The organism is Sulfurospirillum diekertiae, assembly GCF_002309535.1.
GTDB lineage: Bacteria > Campylobacterota > Campylobacteria > Campylobacterales > Sulfurospirillaceae > Sulfurospirillum > Sulfurospirillum diekertiae.
Genome location: NZ_CP023275.1, coordinates 2,520,534 through 2,535,146, shown reverse-complemented (window position 1 = coordinate 2,535,146; position 14,613 = coordinate 2,520,534). Strand labels below are relative to the sequence as shown.

General features: G+C 41.3%; 17 protein-coding genes. 8 read left to right on the top strand and 9 right to left on the bottom strand.

The genetic code is table 11. The features are described 5' to 3' along the window. The first annotated feature begins 17 nt into the window (after positions 1-17). Both SJPD1_RS13035 and SJPD1_RS13030 read left to right on the top strand, forming a co-directional pair. A complete protein-coding gene (locus SJPD1_RS13035; RefSeq protein ID WP_096047525.1) occupies positions 18-644 on the top strand; it encodes a LysE family translocator in 627 nt (208 codons plus the stop codon). 71 nt (positions 645-715) lie between these two features. Then, on the top strand, positions 716-1,249 hold the full coding sequence (locus SJPD1_RS13030) for a hypothetical protein (RefSeq protein WP_096047524.1): 534 nt from the start codon (positions 716-718) through the stop codon (positions 1,247-1,249). Between the two features lie 85 nt (positions 1,250-1,334). Here SJPD1_RS13030 and SJPD1_RS13025 read toward each other — a convergent pair whose 3' ends face one another. After that, positions 1,335-3,125: a DEAD/DEAH box helicase gene (locus tag SJPD1_RS13025; protein WP_096047523.1), complete on the bottom strand. Its 1,791-nt coding sequence runs from the start codon at positions 3,123-3,125 to the stop codon at positions 1,335-1,337. Between the two features lie 391 nt (positions 3,126-3,516). Here SJPD1_RS13025 and SJPD1_RS13020 point away from each other — a divergent pair, with 391 nt between their 5' ends. The 6 genes from SJPD1_RS13020 (at position 3,517) to SJPD1_RS12995 (ending at position 7,680) form a co-directional block, all read left to right on the top strand. Next, positions 3,517-3,768: a phosphopantetheine-binding protein gene (locus SJPD1_RS13020; RefSeq protein ID WP_096047522.1), complete on the top strand. Its 252-nt coding sequence runs from the start codon at positions 3,517-3,519 to the stop codon at positions 3,766-3,768. Then, a complete protein-coding gene (locus SJPD1_RS13015) occupies positions 3,755-4,864 on the top strand; it encodes a beta-ketoacyl-[acyl-carrier-protein] synthase family protein (RefSeq protein WP_096047521.1) in 1,110 nt (369 codons plus the stop codon). Before SJPD1_RS13020 ends, SJPD1_RS13015 begins: the two co-directional genes overlap by 14 nt. Continuing rightward, on the top strand, positions 4,861-5,505 hold the full coding sequence (locus tag SJPD1_RS13010) for a beta-ketoacyl synthase chain length factor (protein WP_096047520.1): 645 nt from the start codon (positions 4,861-4,863) through the stop codon (positions 5,503-5,505). Before SJPD1_RS13015 ends, SJPD1_RS13010 begins: the two co-directional genes overlap by 4 nt. Continuing rightward, complete coding sequence (locus SJPD1_RS13005) at positions 5,502-5,864, top strand: hypothetical protein (protein ID WP_096047519.1); 363 nt, start codon at positions 5,502-5,504, stop codon at positions 5,862-5,864. The genes SJPD1_RS13010 and SJPD1_RS13005 overlap by 4 nt, the downstream gene beginning before the upstream one ends. Continuing rightward, positions 5,861-7,183, top strand: a complete 1,323-nt coding sequence (locus tag SJPD1_RS13000; RefSeq protein ID WP_096047518.1) for an alpha/beta fold hydrolase — start codon at positions 5,861-5,863, stop codon at positions 7,181-7,183. The genes SJPD1_RS13005 and SJPD1_RS13000 overlap by 4 nt, the downstream gene beginning before the upstream one ends. A gap of 98 nt (positions 7,184-7,281) precedes the next feature. Further along, on the top strand, positions 7,282-7,680 hold the full coding sequence (locus SJPD1_RS12995) for a hypothetical protein (RefSeq protein WP_087439545.1): 399 nt from the start codon (positions 7,282-7,284) through the stop codon (positions 7,678-7,680). 33 nt (positions 7,681-7,713) lie between these two features. On the opposite strand, the gene SJPD1_RS12990 is transcribed toward SJPD1_RS12995, so the two are convergent. The 8 genes from SJPD1_RS12990 to SJPD1_RS12955 are packed head-to-tail and all read right to left on the bottom strand — an operon-like array spanning position 7,714 to position 14,566. After that, complete coding sequence (locus tag SJPD1_RS12990; RefSeq protein ID WP_226372303.1) at positions 7,714-8,889, bottom strand: AMP-binding protein; 1,176 nt, start codon at positions 8,887-8,889, stop codon at positions 7,714-7,716. Positions 8,890-8,891: 2 nt separating this feature from the next. Beyond that, positions 8,892-11,006, bottom strand: a complete 2,115-nt coding sequence (locus SJPD1_RS12985; protein ID WP_096047516.1) for an MMPL family transporter — start codon at positions 11,004-11,006, stop codon at positions 8,892-8,894. Continuing rightward, entirely contained in the window at positions 10,990-11,472 is a 483-nt protein-coding gene (locus SJPD1_RS12980; protein WP_096047515.1) for a hypothetical protein, read from the bottom strand. Before SJPD1_RS12980 ends, SJPD1_RS12985 begins: the two co-directional genes overlap by 17 nt. A 3-nt stretch (positions 11,473-11,475) precedes the next feature. Then, on the bottom strand, positions 11,476-12,009 hold the full coding sequence (locus tag SJPD1_RS12975; RefSeq protein WP_096047514.1) for a hypothetical protein: 534 nt from the start codon (positions 12,007-12,009) through the stop codon (positions 11,476-11,478). Continuing rightward, on the bottom strand, positions 12,009-12,698 hold the full coding sequence (gene fabG, locus SJPD1_RS12970; protein WP_096047513.1) for a 3-oxoacyl-ACP reductase FabG: 690 nt from the start codon (positions 12,696-12,698) through the stop codon (positions 12,009-12,011). Before fabG ends, SJPD1_RS12975 begins: the two co-directional genes overlap by 1 nt. Next, a complete protein-coding gene (locus tag SJPD1_RS12965; RefSeq protein WP_096047512.1) occupies positions 12,695-13,561 on the bottom strand; it encodes a lysophospholipid acyltransferase family protein in 867 nt (288 codons plus the stop codon). Before SJPD1_RS12965 ends, fabG begins: the two co-directional genes overlap by 4 nt. Further along, on the bottom strand, positions 13,558-14,265 hold the full coding sequence (locus SJPD1_RS12960; RefSeq protein WP_096047511.1) for a glycosyltransferase family 2 protein: 708 nt from the start codon (positions 14,263-14,265) through the stop codon (positions 13,558-13,560). The genes SJPD1_RS12965 and SJPD1_RS12960 overlap by 4 nt, the downstream gene beginning before the upstream one ends. After that, a complete protein-coding gene (locus SJPD1_RS12955; protein ID WP_096047510.1) occupies positions 14,252-14,566 on the bottom strand; it encodes an ApeI family dehydratase in 315 nt (104 codons plus the stop codon). Before SJPD1_RS12955 ends, SJPD1_RS12960 begins: the two co-directional genes overlap by 14 nt. Positions 14,567-14,613 lie beyond the last annotated feature (47 nt).

The window sequence follows — 14,613 nt, the reverse complement described above, 5'->3', positions numbered from 1 at the left end:
ACATGTAAAGGCACATCATGGGTGAATATGCTTTTCTTTTAGCGATAGCGACGGTATTTATGTTAGGGACGATGAGTCCGGGACCTAGTTTTATCTTGATCGTCAAAACGGCTGTTTCCAAGTCTCGCAAAGAGGGGTTTGGGGTGGCGATTGGTTTGGGAATGGGTGCGGTTGTGTTTTCACTGTTGGCCATTTTTGGACTCTACGCCATTTTAGAAACCGTGCCTTTTTTGTACGGCGCTTTAAAAGTAGCAGGAGGCATGTACCTTGTCTATTTAGCCTATAAAATGTGGAAGTACGCCGCCACACCTTTAGAGACTAAGCTCAGTTTAGAGCACAAACCAAAGAGTTTTTTTAAGGCCGTTTTATTTGGTTTTGCCACACAGATGAGCAACCCAAAAACGGCGATCATCATCGGAAGTATTTTTGCCGCTTTGCTTCCCAAAGAGGTACCGCCTTTTGGAACGCTGTTCATTTGCCTTATCGCATTTATCATTGATGCTTCGTGGTACTCATGTGTTGTTGGACTTTTATCGACTCAAAAAGCTCAAAAGATTTACTTGCGCACGAAGAAATACATCGATAGAATCGCAGGAAGTGTACTCGGTATTTTAGGTCTTAAATTAGCGCTGGATAGGGTGTAGTTACGAGTGCGAAAAAAAGCAAAGAGGAGTTACGGTACAATCTTCCGTAAATTTAGCATACAAGGTTTGATATGAAAAAGATATTACTGGGCGTATTGGCGCTTCTTGTCGTTGCGGCGGGAGTGCTGTTTTTGTTGAAAGGTAAAGATACGTATGAGGGGCATACGTCTTCGGTGTCGCTGAGCGATGGGCTAAATGTCGGCTCGACGATCTCGTACACGCTTTTTGATCAATTTGGCAAAGCACATACACTGGATGATTCGATTCATACGCTCATTTTAGTATTTGCAAAAGATACGGGACATGCGGTTAAAGCGTTTCTTGGGGCGCAAAGTGCGGATTATCTCACGACGCATCATGCGGCGTTTGTGGCGGACATCAGTCCGATGCCTGTGGTGATACGCAATACGTTTGCACTTCCTGATCTTAAAACACAACCTTACAGTGTCAATCTCATTTTGGATGAGACGATTGCTACCTCTTTGAAAAAAGGGGCAAAAGTGGATGGCATTACGGTGGTAACACTGAAAAATAAACAGGTTGAAAAAGTGGCGTATATTGAAAACGCTGAAGCGTTGAAGGCAATGATCGAGAAGGAAAATTAAACGAGGAGCGATGGCGTGATAAACATCACGCCATTGTATTACAAGCCAGAGTCTAGCTTCTTGCGAAGCCAAACTCTAGACGTTATTAGTCTTTTTTGTATGCGTTTCTTGGAGCGGCTTTGGGAGCGCGTCCTGCATCAGAGCGTGGAGCACTGGGTCTATCGGCTCTTGGCGCGCGTGGTGGTCTGCTATCGCCGCTATCACGAGTTCCTTTGTATCCGCCTTCGCGTGGTGCTGAACTGCTTCCCTCTTTCGCAAAAGGGTTACGGCTTTCGCCTCTGCTATCACTTCTAGGAACACCATCACCTCGTGGAGGGCGAGCATCTCTGCTTCCGCCATCACGTGGGTTAGAACCTTTGTAGCCGCCACCATCACGAGAACCTGTGGATGATGTACCTCGATAGCCACCGCCGTCACGTGAAGAGTTTCCTCTATAACCGCCACCATCACGTGAGCCTCTGTAACCGCCGCCAGAGTTTCCTCTGTAACCGCCACTTCTGCCGCCACGACCACCATCACGCTCTTCGATGTTTTTAACGACAGACTCTAAGGTCTTTTTATCTAAACCGATTTTATCAGGACCGACTGGAGTGTTCTCTTTGAGAAGATTTGAGAGCAGTTTAAGCGCGATTTGCGACATATCCATCTCTTCTTCAAGAATCGAAAGTAGTTTGCTTGCATTTTCGTTAAGCTCTGCATTTTTAATATCATCGGCAATTTTAACGAGCTTGTTCTCTTTCACATCACGTAAACTTGGAACAATTCTGTGCTCGATTTTAGAACCGACTTTTTTACCGATACGTTGCATGGAGTGAAATTCGATTGGGGTTACCAAGGTAATTGCTGTACCCTTTTTGCCCGCACGTCCGGTTCTACCGATACGGTGAACATAACTCTCTGGATCAAATGGCATATGGTAGTTAAAGACGTGGCTGATGTCAGCAACATTCAAACCACGTGCCGCAACATCGGTTGCCACAAGGATTTCGATTTGTGAACTACGGAATGCTTTAATCACGCTCTCACGTTGATTTTGTTCCATATCACCATGCAACCCTTTGGCTGCATGACCGACTGCCATGAGTTGGGTTGAAAGTCTGTCAACCTCTTTTTTGGTACGGCAGAAAACGATGGATTTTTCAGGCTCTAAAGCGTCCAAAAGACGAATCATTGCATCGTCTCTCTCATACTCGTTGATCACGTAGTAAAGTTGTTCAATGTCTTCATTGGTGGTGTGATCTTTTGGCGTAATGCTGACAAATTTTGGCTCATGTAAGATTTTGCTAGCAAGACGTTTGATAGGATCTGGCATCGTTGCAGAAAAAAGTAGGGTTTGACGCTCTTTGGGAAGGTAAGTAAAAATCTCTTCAATGTCTTCTAAAAAGCCCATATCAAGCATCTCATCCGCTTCATCTAAAACGACCATCTTAGGAGCAAAACCTGGAAGTCTGCCATTTTTAAGAAGATCAAGCATACGACCCGGTGTGGCAACGATAACGCTTGCACCTTTTTCGATCAAGCCAATTTGACGTGAATACGAACTACCACCATAGATGGTAACGGTTTTAATACCGCAAAAACGACCGAGTGAGTAGAGCTCATCACTGACTTGCGTTGCAAGTTCACGTGTTGGTGTAATGACTAAAAGTTGTACTTTATTAAGGTGTTGGTCGAGCATACTGAGTGTTGGGAGACCAAAAGCGGCCGTTTTACCGGTACCGGTTTGTGCTTGAGCAACGATGTCGTTACCCGCTAGTACTAAAGGGATCGCCTCGACTTGTACGGGACTTGGTTCTGTAAAGCCAGCCTCTACGACGGCTTTAAGAATCTCTGGGTTTAAGCCAAATGATTCAAATGTGGTTGTGTTATTTTCCATGTGTTTTCCATGTATGTGATTTTTCCAAAACAATACTAACGTGCGGCTAGGCACAAAACTTATGTACATAAAAATTTTAATGGGGGACGAACCCGTCAATATCGTATGCAAAAACCTACATACTCACTGAGGATTTCTCAAATCTGGTAGGTTTTAGGTGAAGTTCTTTGTTTCTTAATGAAGTCTTGAAATTACGAGCATTATAGTGGAAATTATTTAAAACAATATTAAGGTTTGTAACTGGTTTGGTTTTTCACGACTGAATGCTTGCCAAAAGAGTGACATAAAATGCCAGTATCCTGCTATTTATTGGCTTTTTTATAAAAGTACAAGATAGGTTAAAGTACACTTGAAATTAAAATTAAACGCTATAGTTAAAGGTCAATAAACAATGGTGGATATACGAACACTGAAAGAGATTTTGATTAAAAATTTGAAATTAGAAGATATGAAACCTGAAGATATAGATGACACGATGCCACTTTTTGGAGAGAATGGTTTAGGGCTCGATTCTGTGGATTCCATTGAGCTTGTTTTAACCATTGACAAAGAATTTGGTGTCAAAATTTCTGACTCCAAAGAATACGAAAAAATATTTGCAAATGTTCAAAGTTTATTAGATTTTATTAATGCCCACAAATAATGTTTATGTTAATTGCTTTGAGTCGGTTTGCTGTGCAGGCGAAAGTAGTGAAGCACTGTTTGAGGCGATTTGTAAGCGTCAAAGTGGCATAAAATCTTTCAATGATTTCATTCCTAACAAGTCCATCGCTTTAGGTAAAATCGAAAAACCTTTTTCCATTGAATCCCTTTTAGCGGTTACATGTAAAAAGGTTTTAGTCCAAAGTAGCCTTGAAAATTTTGAAAATACACTCCTGGTTATCGGCTCTTCCGTCGGTGGAATGCAAAGAAGCGAACTTCTCTTTTTGCGAGACCATCACTATGCCAACATCGACCCAAAACTGCATGCGATTGATGCCATCGCGCACATCCTTTCCCAACACTTCACATTTAAAGATGACATCTCCTTTTCAACCGCCTGCACCTCCAGTGCCAATGCTTTGGGGTATGGCTATGAGATGATCGCTAAAGGGGTGTATGAGAGTGTTTTGGTGGTAGGGATTGATACGCTCTCATTGACAACCATACGAGGCTTTGATGCACTTGGCGTGCTAAGTTCGCGTCCGTGTCAGCCTTTTGATATGAATCGTGATGGCATGAATGTGGCGGAAGGCATCGCTGTTGTGTTGCTGCAAAACACGCCTTGCAAAGAGAGCATTGAGTTTTTGGGTGCGGGGTACAGCTCGGATGCGCATCATATGGCGCACCCAAGTCCTGATGGAGAAGGAGCACTCCTCGCAATGCAAAAAGCGCTTCAATGTGCTCACATTATGCCATCAGAAGTAGGGTACATCAACGCGCACGGTACTGGAACGCAGGCAAACGATACCAGTGAAGCGTGTGCCATTGCGAGATTGCTTGGAGACAAAGTGTCTGTCAGCTCCACCAAATCGATTACGGGGCATACGCTTGGTGCAGCAGGCGCACTGGAAGCGATCGTTTGTGCTATGGCACTTCAAAAGCAGATACTTCCACCTAATACGAATCTTTTTGAGCCTGAAAATAAAACGCTTAACTTGGTAAACGCTGCCAAATCTCAAACACTTCGTTACGCTTTGAGCAATTCACTTGCATTTGGTGGCAATAACACGGCACTTCTTTTTGGACTACCCCAATGAAAGTTAATTTAGAAATTTTGAGCAGTGCGTATCGGCTGGGCGAAATCAGCATTGAGCTACCTCGCATTAAAGAACTTGTACCACACATGATGACGCGTCGCCGTTTGACCAAAGCGGCTAAAATATGTGTAGAGTTGTTGCACAGCGTAGAGCATTTTGAAGGCGGTCGTATTTTGTGTGGGAGTGCATTTGGCGAGCTTGAAACGACGGCAAATATTTTAAATGCGATCGATAAGGAAGAGCCTCTTAGTCCCACCGATTTTCAAAATTCAGTTTACAATACCGCAGTTTCATACCTTTCCATTTTGTACCACAACCAGAATGAAATTTTAACCATCTCCAGTGGCGATAAGACGGCACTTAATGTTCTTAAAGCAGGAGCGCTGAAAGCATTGGATGGTGATACACTGCTTCTTTTATGCTTTGAAACCTTAGATATTACAGGTATTGAACAGGTCAATCACTGTATTGATTACCTTGAAAGTGGGGTGGCGTTAGTGGTGCGTGTGACGGAAAGAGAAGCGACTTTAAGGCTTCAAAAAAGTGAACTGAAAGGTATTCCAAACTCTATCAGTGAGATGTTACATGTAGCGCAAAATGCACCGCAATTAGAGCGTGCCATTATTGAGGTGAATTTATGAATTTGCCCCATCTTCCACCGATTCGTTTTGTCAAAGAAGTCTTTACATGTAACGATAAATATGCCACGGTATTGTGTGAATTTCCATGTTTACCAACGCTTTCCATGCTCACAGAAGCCGCCGCTCAAGCCTCATCAGCCTTTGCCAAATCAGATACACTCCAAAATGGTTTTTTGGTTTTGATCAAAGACGTCTCTTTACATATAAAGGTACAAAGCTTAACCTGTGTCATTATCATTGAAGCGCGTGCATCGCTTGGAAATGCGAGCGAGTTTTACTTTGAGGTGTTTGAAAAAGAGGGTGGGATGATGTCTGTGAGTGGATCATTGATGGTTGTGCTTGAAGAGGGTAGTGTATGAAAATTTTTGTGCTGATGTGGGTTTTTATTGTAGGACTTCATGCGGAAGAGTTCCGTGGAACTTTTATTACTGAGCCTATTTTTAATGCTTCTGTTTATCTGCAAACCGTCGGTAATCCTGATAATCCGGCAGTCGTTTTAGTGCATGGGTTGGGTGATGAAGCGTCTACCATTTGGGAGGGCAGTATTGAGCGGTTGAAAGATGACTACTTTGTGGTGACATTTGATCTTCCCGGATTTGGGCAATCGAGTAAATCCAATGAGCTCTACTCTCCGCTTAATTATGCCAAGTTTATTCACTACATCACTCAAACATATGTCAAAAAGCCGTTTCATTTGGTGGGGCACTCGATGGGTGGGGCGATAGCGCTGAAATATACCAGTATGTATCCTTCCGACGTGGAGAGTTTAGTGCTTGTGGATGCGGCGGGGATACTGCATCGCTCTGAGTACAATAACTTTTTAGTGCAAAATGGTGTCAATGCTTTTTTTGATGAGCAAAATGGTCTGATACAAGGGCTTCAAACGCAAAAAGTAACCTCGTTTATTGATAAAATCGCAGAAAAAATTGATCGTAAAATGTCTTTAGATATGGAGGTGGTTCTCTCCAGTGAAGATTTGCGTGCTACCATTCTAGGTGGAAGCCCTTATAGCATTGCCGCCGTTGCGTTGGTAGAGGAGAATTTTAACGGAATTCCTCAAAAAATTAACACAAGAACGACGATTATTTGGGGTGAAACAGACACTGTTGCTCCCGTAGAAACAGGCTATGTTCTGCATAAACTGATGCCCAATGCCTCTTTGAAAATACTCCCACGTACGGGGCATGTTCCTATGATCAGTAATGAAGAAACCTTTTTAAATCTTCTTGAGGCACATCTTTTAAATCAAGAAGGAATTGTGCGACCTACCGTACCCCCCAATGCTCCCAACTATAGTGCCACCATTAGAGATATTGATGGTAGAGTTTACACAGGAAGAATTGGGAATATGAGCATCATTAATTCTCAAAAAATCATCATTAAAGATGCGGTGATTGAAGAATTGGGAATTATTAATTCAGATGTAAAGATTATCAACAGTACCATTAAAAGTACAAAAGCGGTGGTACTATCGGCTCAAAATGCGAAAGTTTTTATTGTTGCCAGTGATATTTCGGGTAGAATTAAACTGCAAAATACCAAACTTCATCTCTTGGGCATTACGATGGATACCTTTGGAAAACCTATTGAGGCACTCTCTACCTCGATGGTATTTTATTCGCTGTGTCAAATCAACAACAAACTAATTCATGGAAAAGAAATTTTAGGGCTACATTAAGTGATAAGTGCCTATTTTAGGCTTTTAAATACTACAAACTCAGTAAAATTTAATCTTAATGTCAATAGAATGAATTTAAATTTTTCTAAAGGATGGTAATGAAAAAGCTTCTGATGTTAACGATTGCCTTTGTCTTAAGTGTCACTTTCTTGGGTTGTGGAACACCACCTGTTTATAATGTTAATAACAATGCCATTGCTGTAACAGCAGATAAAAAAGCAAGCATGTCTGATGTTGAAAAAGCCATTATCCGTGCGGGCGGAGGACTTGGCTGGATTATCAAAAAAGAGAAAGAGGGTTTGCTAAAGGGTACGCTTGTTTTAAGAACGCATACCGCTGTGGTTGCGATTACGTACAATACACAAGAATATAGCATTAACTACGAAAGCAGTATTAATTTAGATTATAACGCGGAAAACAATACGATTCACAGTAATTACAACGGATGGATTCAAAACCTTAACAAGGCCATTCAAGTACAACTTAGCTTGCTCTAATACACCAAAGAGGATGGCAAGCTTGCCATCCTCTTAGAGTAGAGGCATACATTTTTTCCCCATCAGCGTGGTAGAGATTTTATCGACAATGTGCAATTCGATAGGCAAATTGATCTTTCCAATACGATGTTTAAGCGTGCTTTTGACTGTTTTTAGCGTGATCGGCTGAGTCGTTTCTAAGAAAATCACCACCATTTCATCTTTCAGCTCCGCATTGTTGTGTTTGACATGTACCAGCGCTTTAGAAATACCTTCCAGTGCTTCTAAAATCTCTTCGATCTGCGCCGTTGCATAACGTTTTCCTGCGATTTTGACAATGTTACTGCTTCGCCCAATGAGTTGAAACTTTCCCTTTTCAAGGATTGCATAATCAAAGCTCTGAATTTCACCACATGTTTGCAGCAAACCCTCTTGCCACAAGGTTTTTGAGATAAACGGAGACTTTACATGTAAAAGTCCTTCGGCATTGAGCGTTATCTCTACTCCTTGAAAAGGTGTCCAAAAGGTATCGTCTTGTTTTTTAAAAGCGATACTTCCACATTCAGTCGAGCCAAAGAGTTGAATGAGCGTGGTGTTGAATTTATCGGTAAATTCTTTGGCGATTTCAGTGGGCAAAGGACCTGTGGAACTTATGAAAATCGTCTGGCTCAAATCTTTGGTTTCATCCAACCTCAAAAGCGATTTGATGTAAAGGGGTGTGGTCACGATAAGGTGGTGAGGTTTGGCAGATGCCAGTAGATCGTGCGGCAGGAAATGCTCTTTAAAGAGCAAATCGACATTCAGTTTAAGCGGTAGCAAAAGGGCGGCTAAAAAACCATAGATATGAATGAAAGGAACGGTTGCAACCACTGTTTGAATCTCAAAATTTCCAAATTCTAACAGTAAGGCTTCCATATCGGTTTCGATGTTCTCTCTACTTTTAAAAGCACCCGTTGGAAATCCCGTACTGCCTGAGGTGAAAAACATGGCGGCAAAGTCAATGTTGTTGAATGTTTCAGCGCCCAGTGATTCGATTTTTTCTTTGAGTGAGAGATTTTCTTGGTCGTATAAAATAGGCTTCGCACCTGAAAGGTAAGCTCTAAAAATCTCAATGGCATTTGCTTCTTTGCTTTTGGAGGGAACAAGGATGACTTGGTTTTTGAGTGTTGTGTTAACGAGGCTCTCACTCTCGTAAACGTTTTTGCTACCATCATCGTTTTGTACGATCATTCTCAATGACTTGTCCTCCCCATTAATAAAACGACAATAGCGCCTATGCCAATACATGAAACTAAACCCATATAATGAAGTGCTCCAATGTTGCTAAAGACCAAGACCCCAAAGCCAGCGAAAGCACTGATGAGAGAAGCTACGATCGTACTTTTAGTCTCGCTTTCAAGATGTTTTCTGCTTCCCATATAAATGCCATAGTCAATTCCAAAGGAGATCACAATAAACAGCATAAAAAGATGAATAATCGTAAAATTAAGCCCTAAAAGCATTAAAATAAGGGCAGAAGGGAGTAAAACATAACTCGAACTCAGTGCCAATGTCTTGCGGCAAACGGCAAAAAGTATGAAGGCGTTAAAAGCAACACTTAACGCTCCACTGAGAAGTAATTGGTGCATGATTTTTTGAAGTGCGACGAGGAACATCCCGTTCGCATCAATGGAGTAAGCAAAGTCAAGCTTTTCCAATAACCCTCGCTCACTGTTTTTAACAAGCGCGTACGTGAAATATTGACCCTCTTTGTATACGACATCAAACCCCATCGCATTCAGCGTTTCGAGCTCAAGCTTGGGGTAACTTGGAGATAAGAGCTGATCGTTATAGGCGTTTTTAAAGAAGCCTTCACGAAAACCAATCTTCGTAGCTTCCTCTTCGATGTGCACTTTTTTCTCTTTTACATGTAAAGCTTCAAGCTCTTGTTTTCGCTCTTTGTAAAAGGCTTTATCGAAAAAGTAGGAGAGCGGAACGGTGGCATTTTTAAAACGATTTTTGATGGTGTTACTATGCGCTATAAGCTCATCAATCGAGTTAGCTTCGATTAAAATAGGCGTATAGCCCTCTTTTTTAATCGCGTCTTTAAAGAATTTTTCCTCTTGCATCAAGGCCGTATTTTGGTAGTCAAGTTTTTTGATGTTGGTATCGACCTGTAAAAAATAGACGGAAACGGTGATGGCTACCAAAGAAAGCAAGGCGATGGCGCGGTAAGGAAGTGGAAATGAGAAGGTGAAATTTGCAAAGGGTTGCGCTTTTTTAAACCCAATACGCGGAAAGAGAAAAACAAATTGAAGATAAGAGAGCGAGAGTGAAAACATCGCAAACACACACACTTGTTGGATGAGGGGAAAATTGATCCATGAAAAGACCATAAACCCGCCAAATGTCGTTAAAAAGCCATAAAAAGCGGAGGTGTTAAACCCTTTTTTGTGTTCGTAATGACCGCAAAAATAGTAGAGAAACATGTAATCAATCGCCAGTGCGCCAATGGCATTACCAAAGGCTAACACAAAGATGGAGACTTCACTCCAAATCATACCCATGAGCAAAAATGCAAGAAGCGTTGAGGTGGTAAGCGTCACAATGGTATTAATAAGAAGGTAGATGTTTTTAATGATGAAAATATAGAGTATCAGAAGTAAAACAGTCGAGAGAGCAATTAAAAAATTGACATCCTCTTGAATTTTTTGAGAGTTTTCCACAAAGTAAAAGGTCGGACTAAAGACGCGGACATTTTGCATACCTTTGAGTTCTTGATGCACAAGATCGTAAACGGTTTTGTAACTCTCTATCGTGTTGGAAGTGTCTTTGATGCTAAAAACACTAAAATACCCAAAGTCACCTAAGGCTAAGTGACCATCGCGAATGCTCATCGTGATGGGTTTCTCTTTGAGTGTAAAATACCCCAGCGGATCAGAGGCGTCTATCGCCGTATAGTAGGGATTATTTGTCATTTTTTCATAAAGCGATCTTAGCTTCTCGTGGATGCTGACTGAGTCGTCTTTATTGAGGTTTTTGAGGTAAAAAGCATTATTTTTGGTGTATTCGATCAGCTTTGCATTCGGCATTATGCTACTTTCCAATTTTACAAGATTGGAAGCAAGCAGTGTATCTTCGATGGTTTTTATTTTGGCAAGAGACTCTTTATCGAACCCTTCCGAAGCGATCAAAATTTCTTTAGAATTTTTGAACTGTGAATAGATTTCAAGTGCCTCTTTACCTTTACTCTCAGGTAAAAAAGAGAGTAAATTGGTGGAAACATGCACGGTGTTTTGATAAACGAAAAAAAGTGTGCCAACGATGGCAAATAGAAGAAGATTGAGGGTTTTAGTCCAGAACTTCAATGGTGATCCTATCGCCGTTTTTAATCTTTACATGTAAAGAGTGAAGCTTCTTTTCATGCCGTACAATACGCACTTCCTCAAGCACTTCCGCCGCTACGCCTTTGGGGGTTAAGAGGGTCTCATCGCCTTGTGTTGTTGCATCAAAAAAGGAATTGAGCAAGAGTGTGTTTTCATCATGAACCGCTTTGATAATCATAAAAAAATAGTTCAGAGAAGGCATACTTTGCGCATCAATGACGTGATAGCCTTTGGCATCTTGAATGGTGAGCTTTTCTTCAAAATAGGTCAAGACTTTAGGCTCAGGTTTGACATATTCGATGACGATATTTTGCTCTCCAAAAGTGATATACCCCTCTAAAGTGACGTTCTTATCAAGCGCATAGAGGTAGCGTGTCTCTTTGAAAGCAGCGCTGTCATTGGCAAAAAGAGACAGAAAAAAGAGACAGCCTAAAACGATGACTTTCATGGATCACAACCGTTTTAGAAAGATAAAATGGCGGTGCAAGAACTGCACAATGCCGCCTAGGATAAAAACCAAATACCAGCCAAAGGAAGAGTACATAATCCAATAGTGGTCATTTTTAAGAAGCAGTATGCTAACGTGTAAAAGGATATTGACACTTGCAAGGGCTATCCAAAAAATCGTTGAACGGTTGACGTATGCTTCTTCTGCGACGCTAAGAGAACGTTTATGGATTTTGCGCGCAAAGTGTAAAATGATGGAGTCGTTATCAAAATAGCTTGCAATCAAGAAAAAGATAAATGCCAAAGAAATCAAAAGGGGTAGAAATTTGAGCACCAAAAAGTCATCTAAAAAATAGGCTCCTAGTGCTACCGCCATGTAAAAAAGAGGAAAAATTGTGGTTTTGATCTCGCGTTTTTTTTGACTCAAAAGCCAAAGAACACCAAAGCCAAAGAGTCCTATAGCGACAGTTTTAATATCAAAATAACCAAGGAGCACCACAACGATGGGTGCGTATAAAAACGAAAAAAGTATATGCATTACCTTACCATTCCTCCACTAATATTGATCACTTCACCATTCACATAGGTTGCTTTATCGCCTAAAAAAAAGACGACTTCAGCGACTTCTTCGGGACGACCGAGACGTTTACAGGGAATCAGATCGGTGATGTTTTTATCCACAGCGTGAACCATCTCAGATTCAATCACACCCGGCGCTACGGCATTGACTCTGATATTATAGCGTGCTACTTCCGCACAAAGCGCCTTAGTAAAAGCGATGATGCCACCTTTTGCAGCTGAATAGTTCACTTGCCCCACATTTCCTACGAGACCAGAAATGGAGGAGACATTGACGATGGAGCCTGCTTTTTCTTTGATCATATTTGGCAGAATTTGTTTGGTAACATAAAAAAGGCTGTTAAGGTTAACATCCATGACATCACTCCACGCTTCGTCTTCCATAAAGAAAAAAAGCTTATCTTTGGTGATGCCTGCATTGTTCACCAACACGTTTACATGTAAAGATTCTAAGGCGAGTTTCACTTCCTCTTTTTGTGTGATGTCAAATTGGAGAATCTCCCCATGTTTGATCTCATCAAGCAGTGCAAGAGCCTTCTCTTTGTGGCTTTTGTAGTGGATATACACAAAGTAACCCTCTTTGGCAAAATAGCGCACAATGGCCTCGCCAAGACTACCGGTTGCTCCTGTGACTAAAACTTTTTTCATAAAGGTACTTCCTCTTTCCAAAAAGGGTATAGATTGAACCATTGATTAGGGTACGCACGAACATGCGATGCAAAAAAATCGGCATAAGTTTGCATGGCTTTGTGTATCTCTTCTTCTGTATGGTTGTTTTTGTTCATGGTGATTTCAATAAATTCGATACGGTAATGTTGGGGCTTTTGATAACTAAAGGCAATACCCATGAGCGGTTTTTCGGTTTTATAAGCGATGCTAAAAGGGTTTTTATTGAATGCTGCATTTTTGCCAAAAAAAGTGACAAACTCTCTGTTTTTGGCTTCCGTTGCACGATCTGCCATCATCGCTACAATTTCGTTATTGAGAAGTGCTGAAGCAATTTTCATGGTGACATACACTCCACCTTTGGAGAGATTGATGATGTTGAGATGTGGATTTTTGGTTTCGAGGTTGTCTTCAATACACTTGATGGGTGCAATGAGTGATTCTTGCATGACAATGTTGATTTTAAGATCTGAAAAACAGTTACCAGCACTCGCCCAACCGCCAAAATGCGATAAAAGCAAGATGCCACCTTGATGAAGATGGTTCATCAACGCTTCTTTATTGTCTATCTCAAAGGTGTAATCTTGAGGGCTCACTTTGGAGACAAAACGGTCACACATGGTGATTGCAAAGTGACGTAAGTGTTCAAAATAGATTCCGTTGTTAAATGGCTGGTTGATATGTGCATAGTAATCTTTGAGTGCCTCTTTGACATTGCCAGCAACTAAAAAATAGAAAAAGGTTACAGGATACATTAGGTAATAGATAAACGTGTAGCCAAAGAGTCTGTAAAAGGTAAAAACGAGTTTGATACTCCAGCCGCTTCCTCGCTGTTTCGTGTTCATTGGTACTTTTTCTTGAGAAAAAATTTCCACGGCAAAAGTTTGACATGTACCATAACAATCGCCGCGGTATCCCAAAATTTTTTAAAGTGACTCACTCTCTCTTCTGGGGTAGGGTAATAGCATTCAATGCTCACCTCTTTGATGAGGCGACCTTTCCATGCGTGTTTGACAAGCACTTCCATTTCCCAGTCAAACCGTTTGGTTTGGATGATGAGGTCTAGGATGGAAGTGGGGTAGAGTCTAAATCCAGAAAGCGAGTCGGTAATACTCTGCTCGGTGTCCCAACAGGCCCAAAAGTTGCTAAACCATCTGCCAAATTTGGAGCCATTGGGAACATCGTTGATCTCAAAGTTACGTGCTCCGATGATAATTTGATCTTTACCATCACAGGCGTCGCATATCTTTTCAATTTGAGAAGCCAGATGTTGTCCATCGCCATCTAGGCTGATAAAGGAGTCAAACCCGCGTTTTTGAGCTTCGTGAGCACCTGCCATGATGGCAGCGCCTTTACCTTGGTTGGTTAGGTGCCTGATAATCGTGAGTTTTTCATGCGGTTTTGGAATGATGTCAGCTACGTTGATCTCAGAGCCATCATCCACAATAATCAAAGCATACCCGTGTGCTAAAACGTCTTGTGCCACTTTCTCAATGGTAAGAGGATTATTGTACGTGGGAATCACAACAACGATATCATCTTTTTTCATACGTAAGTTCTGCTACTTTTTGTTCATTTTGTGTGACACGAATTTTGAGTGTTTTTTCATGCGTTTGCGTGTCGAACCAAAGCACACTAAGAGGCGTAATATTTTTTAAAAATTTTGCTTTTTGAATTTTTACAATTTCAATTCCCAAAATTTCTGCGCTTAAATCAAGTAAAATAAACCCAGGAAGAATAGGATTTGTAGGAAAATGCGCTTGAAAAATGGGATGTGACGCATCGCTGAGTCTCACACAAAAGCGTGCCCCTTCTTTACATGTAAGCGTATATAAATGGTTGAGTATCATACACTCCTTGCAGCGATTCTAAAACAAACAAGCGTATTATATAAATC

Excerpts from the sequence above, each read along its gene's own strand:
- SJPD1_RS12975 (WP_096047514.1), bottom strand. The coding sequence starts at position 12,009 with ATGCATATACTTTTTTCGTTTTTATACGCACCCATCGTTGTGGTGCTC.
- SJPD1_RS13005 (WP_096047519.1), top strand. The coding sequence starts at position 5,502 with ATGAATTTGCCCCATCTTCCACCGATTCGTTTTGTCAAAGAAGTCTTT.
- fabG (WP_096047513.1), bottom strand. The coding sequence starts at position 12,698 with ATGAAAAAAGTTTTAGTCACAGGAGCAACCGGTAGTCTTGGCGAGGCC.
- SJPD1_RS12955 (WP_096047510.1), bottom strand. The coding sequence starts at position 14,566 with ATGATACTCAACCATTTATATACGCTTACATGTAAAGAAGGGGCACGC.
- SJPD1_RS13035 (WP_096047525.1), top strand. The coding sequence starts at position 18 with ATGGGTGAATATGCTTTTCTTTTAGCGATAGCGACGGTATTTATGTTA.
- SJPD1_RS13025 (WP_096047523.1), bottom strand. The coding sequence starts at position 3,125 with ATGGAAAATAACACAACCACATTTGAATCATTTGGCTTAAACCCAGAG.
- SJPD1_RS12965 (WP_096047512.1), bottom strand. The coding sequence starts at position 13,561 with ATGAACACGAAACAGCGAGGAAGCGGCTGGAGTATCAAACTCGTTTTT.
- SJPD1_RS13000 (WP_096047518.1), top strand. The coding sequence starts at position 5,861 with ATGAAAATTTTTGTGCTGATGTGGGTTTTTATTGTAGGACTTCATGCG.
- SJPD1_RS12990 (WP_226372303.1), bottom strand. The coding sequence starts at position 8,889 with ATGATCGTACAAAACGATGATGGTAGCAAAAACGTTTACGAGAGTGAG.
- SJPD1_RS12995 (WP_087439545.1), top strand. The coding sequence starts at position 7,282 with ATGAAAAAGCTTCTGATGTTAACGATTGCCTTTGTCTTAAGTGTCACT.
- SJPD1_RS13010 (WP_096047520.1), top strand. The coding sequence starts at position 4,861 with ATGAAAGTTAATTTAGAAATTTTGAGCAGTGCGTATCGGCTGGGCGAA.
- SJPD1_RS13015 (WP_096047521.1), top strand. The coding sequence starts at position 3,755 with ATGCCCACAAATAATGTTTATGTTAATTGCTTTGAGTCGGTTTGCTGT.
- SJPD1_RS13030 (WP_096047524.1), top strand. The coding sequence starts at position 716 with ATGAAAAAGATATTACTGGGCGTATTGGCGCTTCTTGTCGTTGCGGCG.
- SJPD1_RS12960 (WP_096047511.1), bottom strand. The coding sequence starts at position 14,265 with ATGAAAAAAGATGATATCGTTGTTGTGATTCCCACGTACAATAATCCT.
- SJPD1_RS13020 (WP_096047522.1), top strand. The coding sequence starts at position 3,517 with ATGGTGGATATACGAACACTGAAAGAGATTTTGATTAAAAATTTGAAA.
- SJPD1_RS12980 (WP_096047515.1), bottom strand. The coding sequence starts at position 11,472 with ATGAAAGTCATCGTTTTAGGCTGTCTCTTTTTTCTGTCTCTTTTTGCC.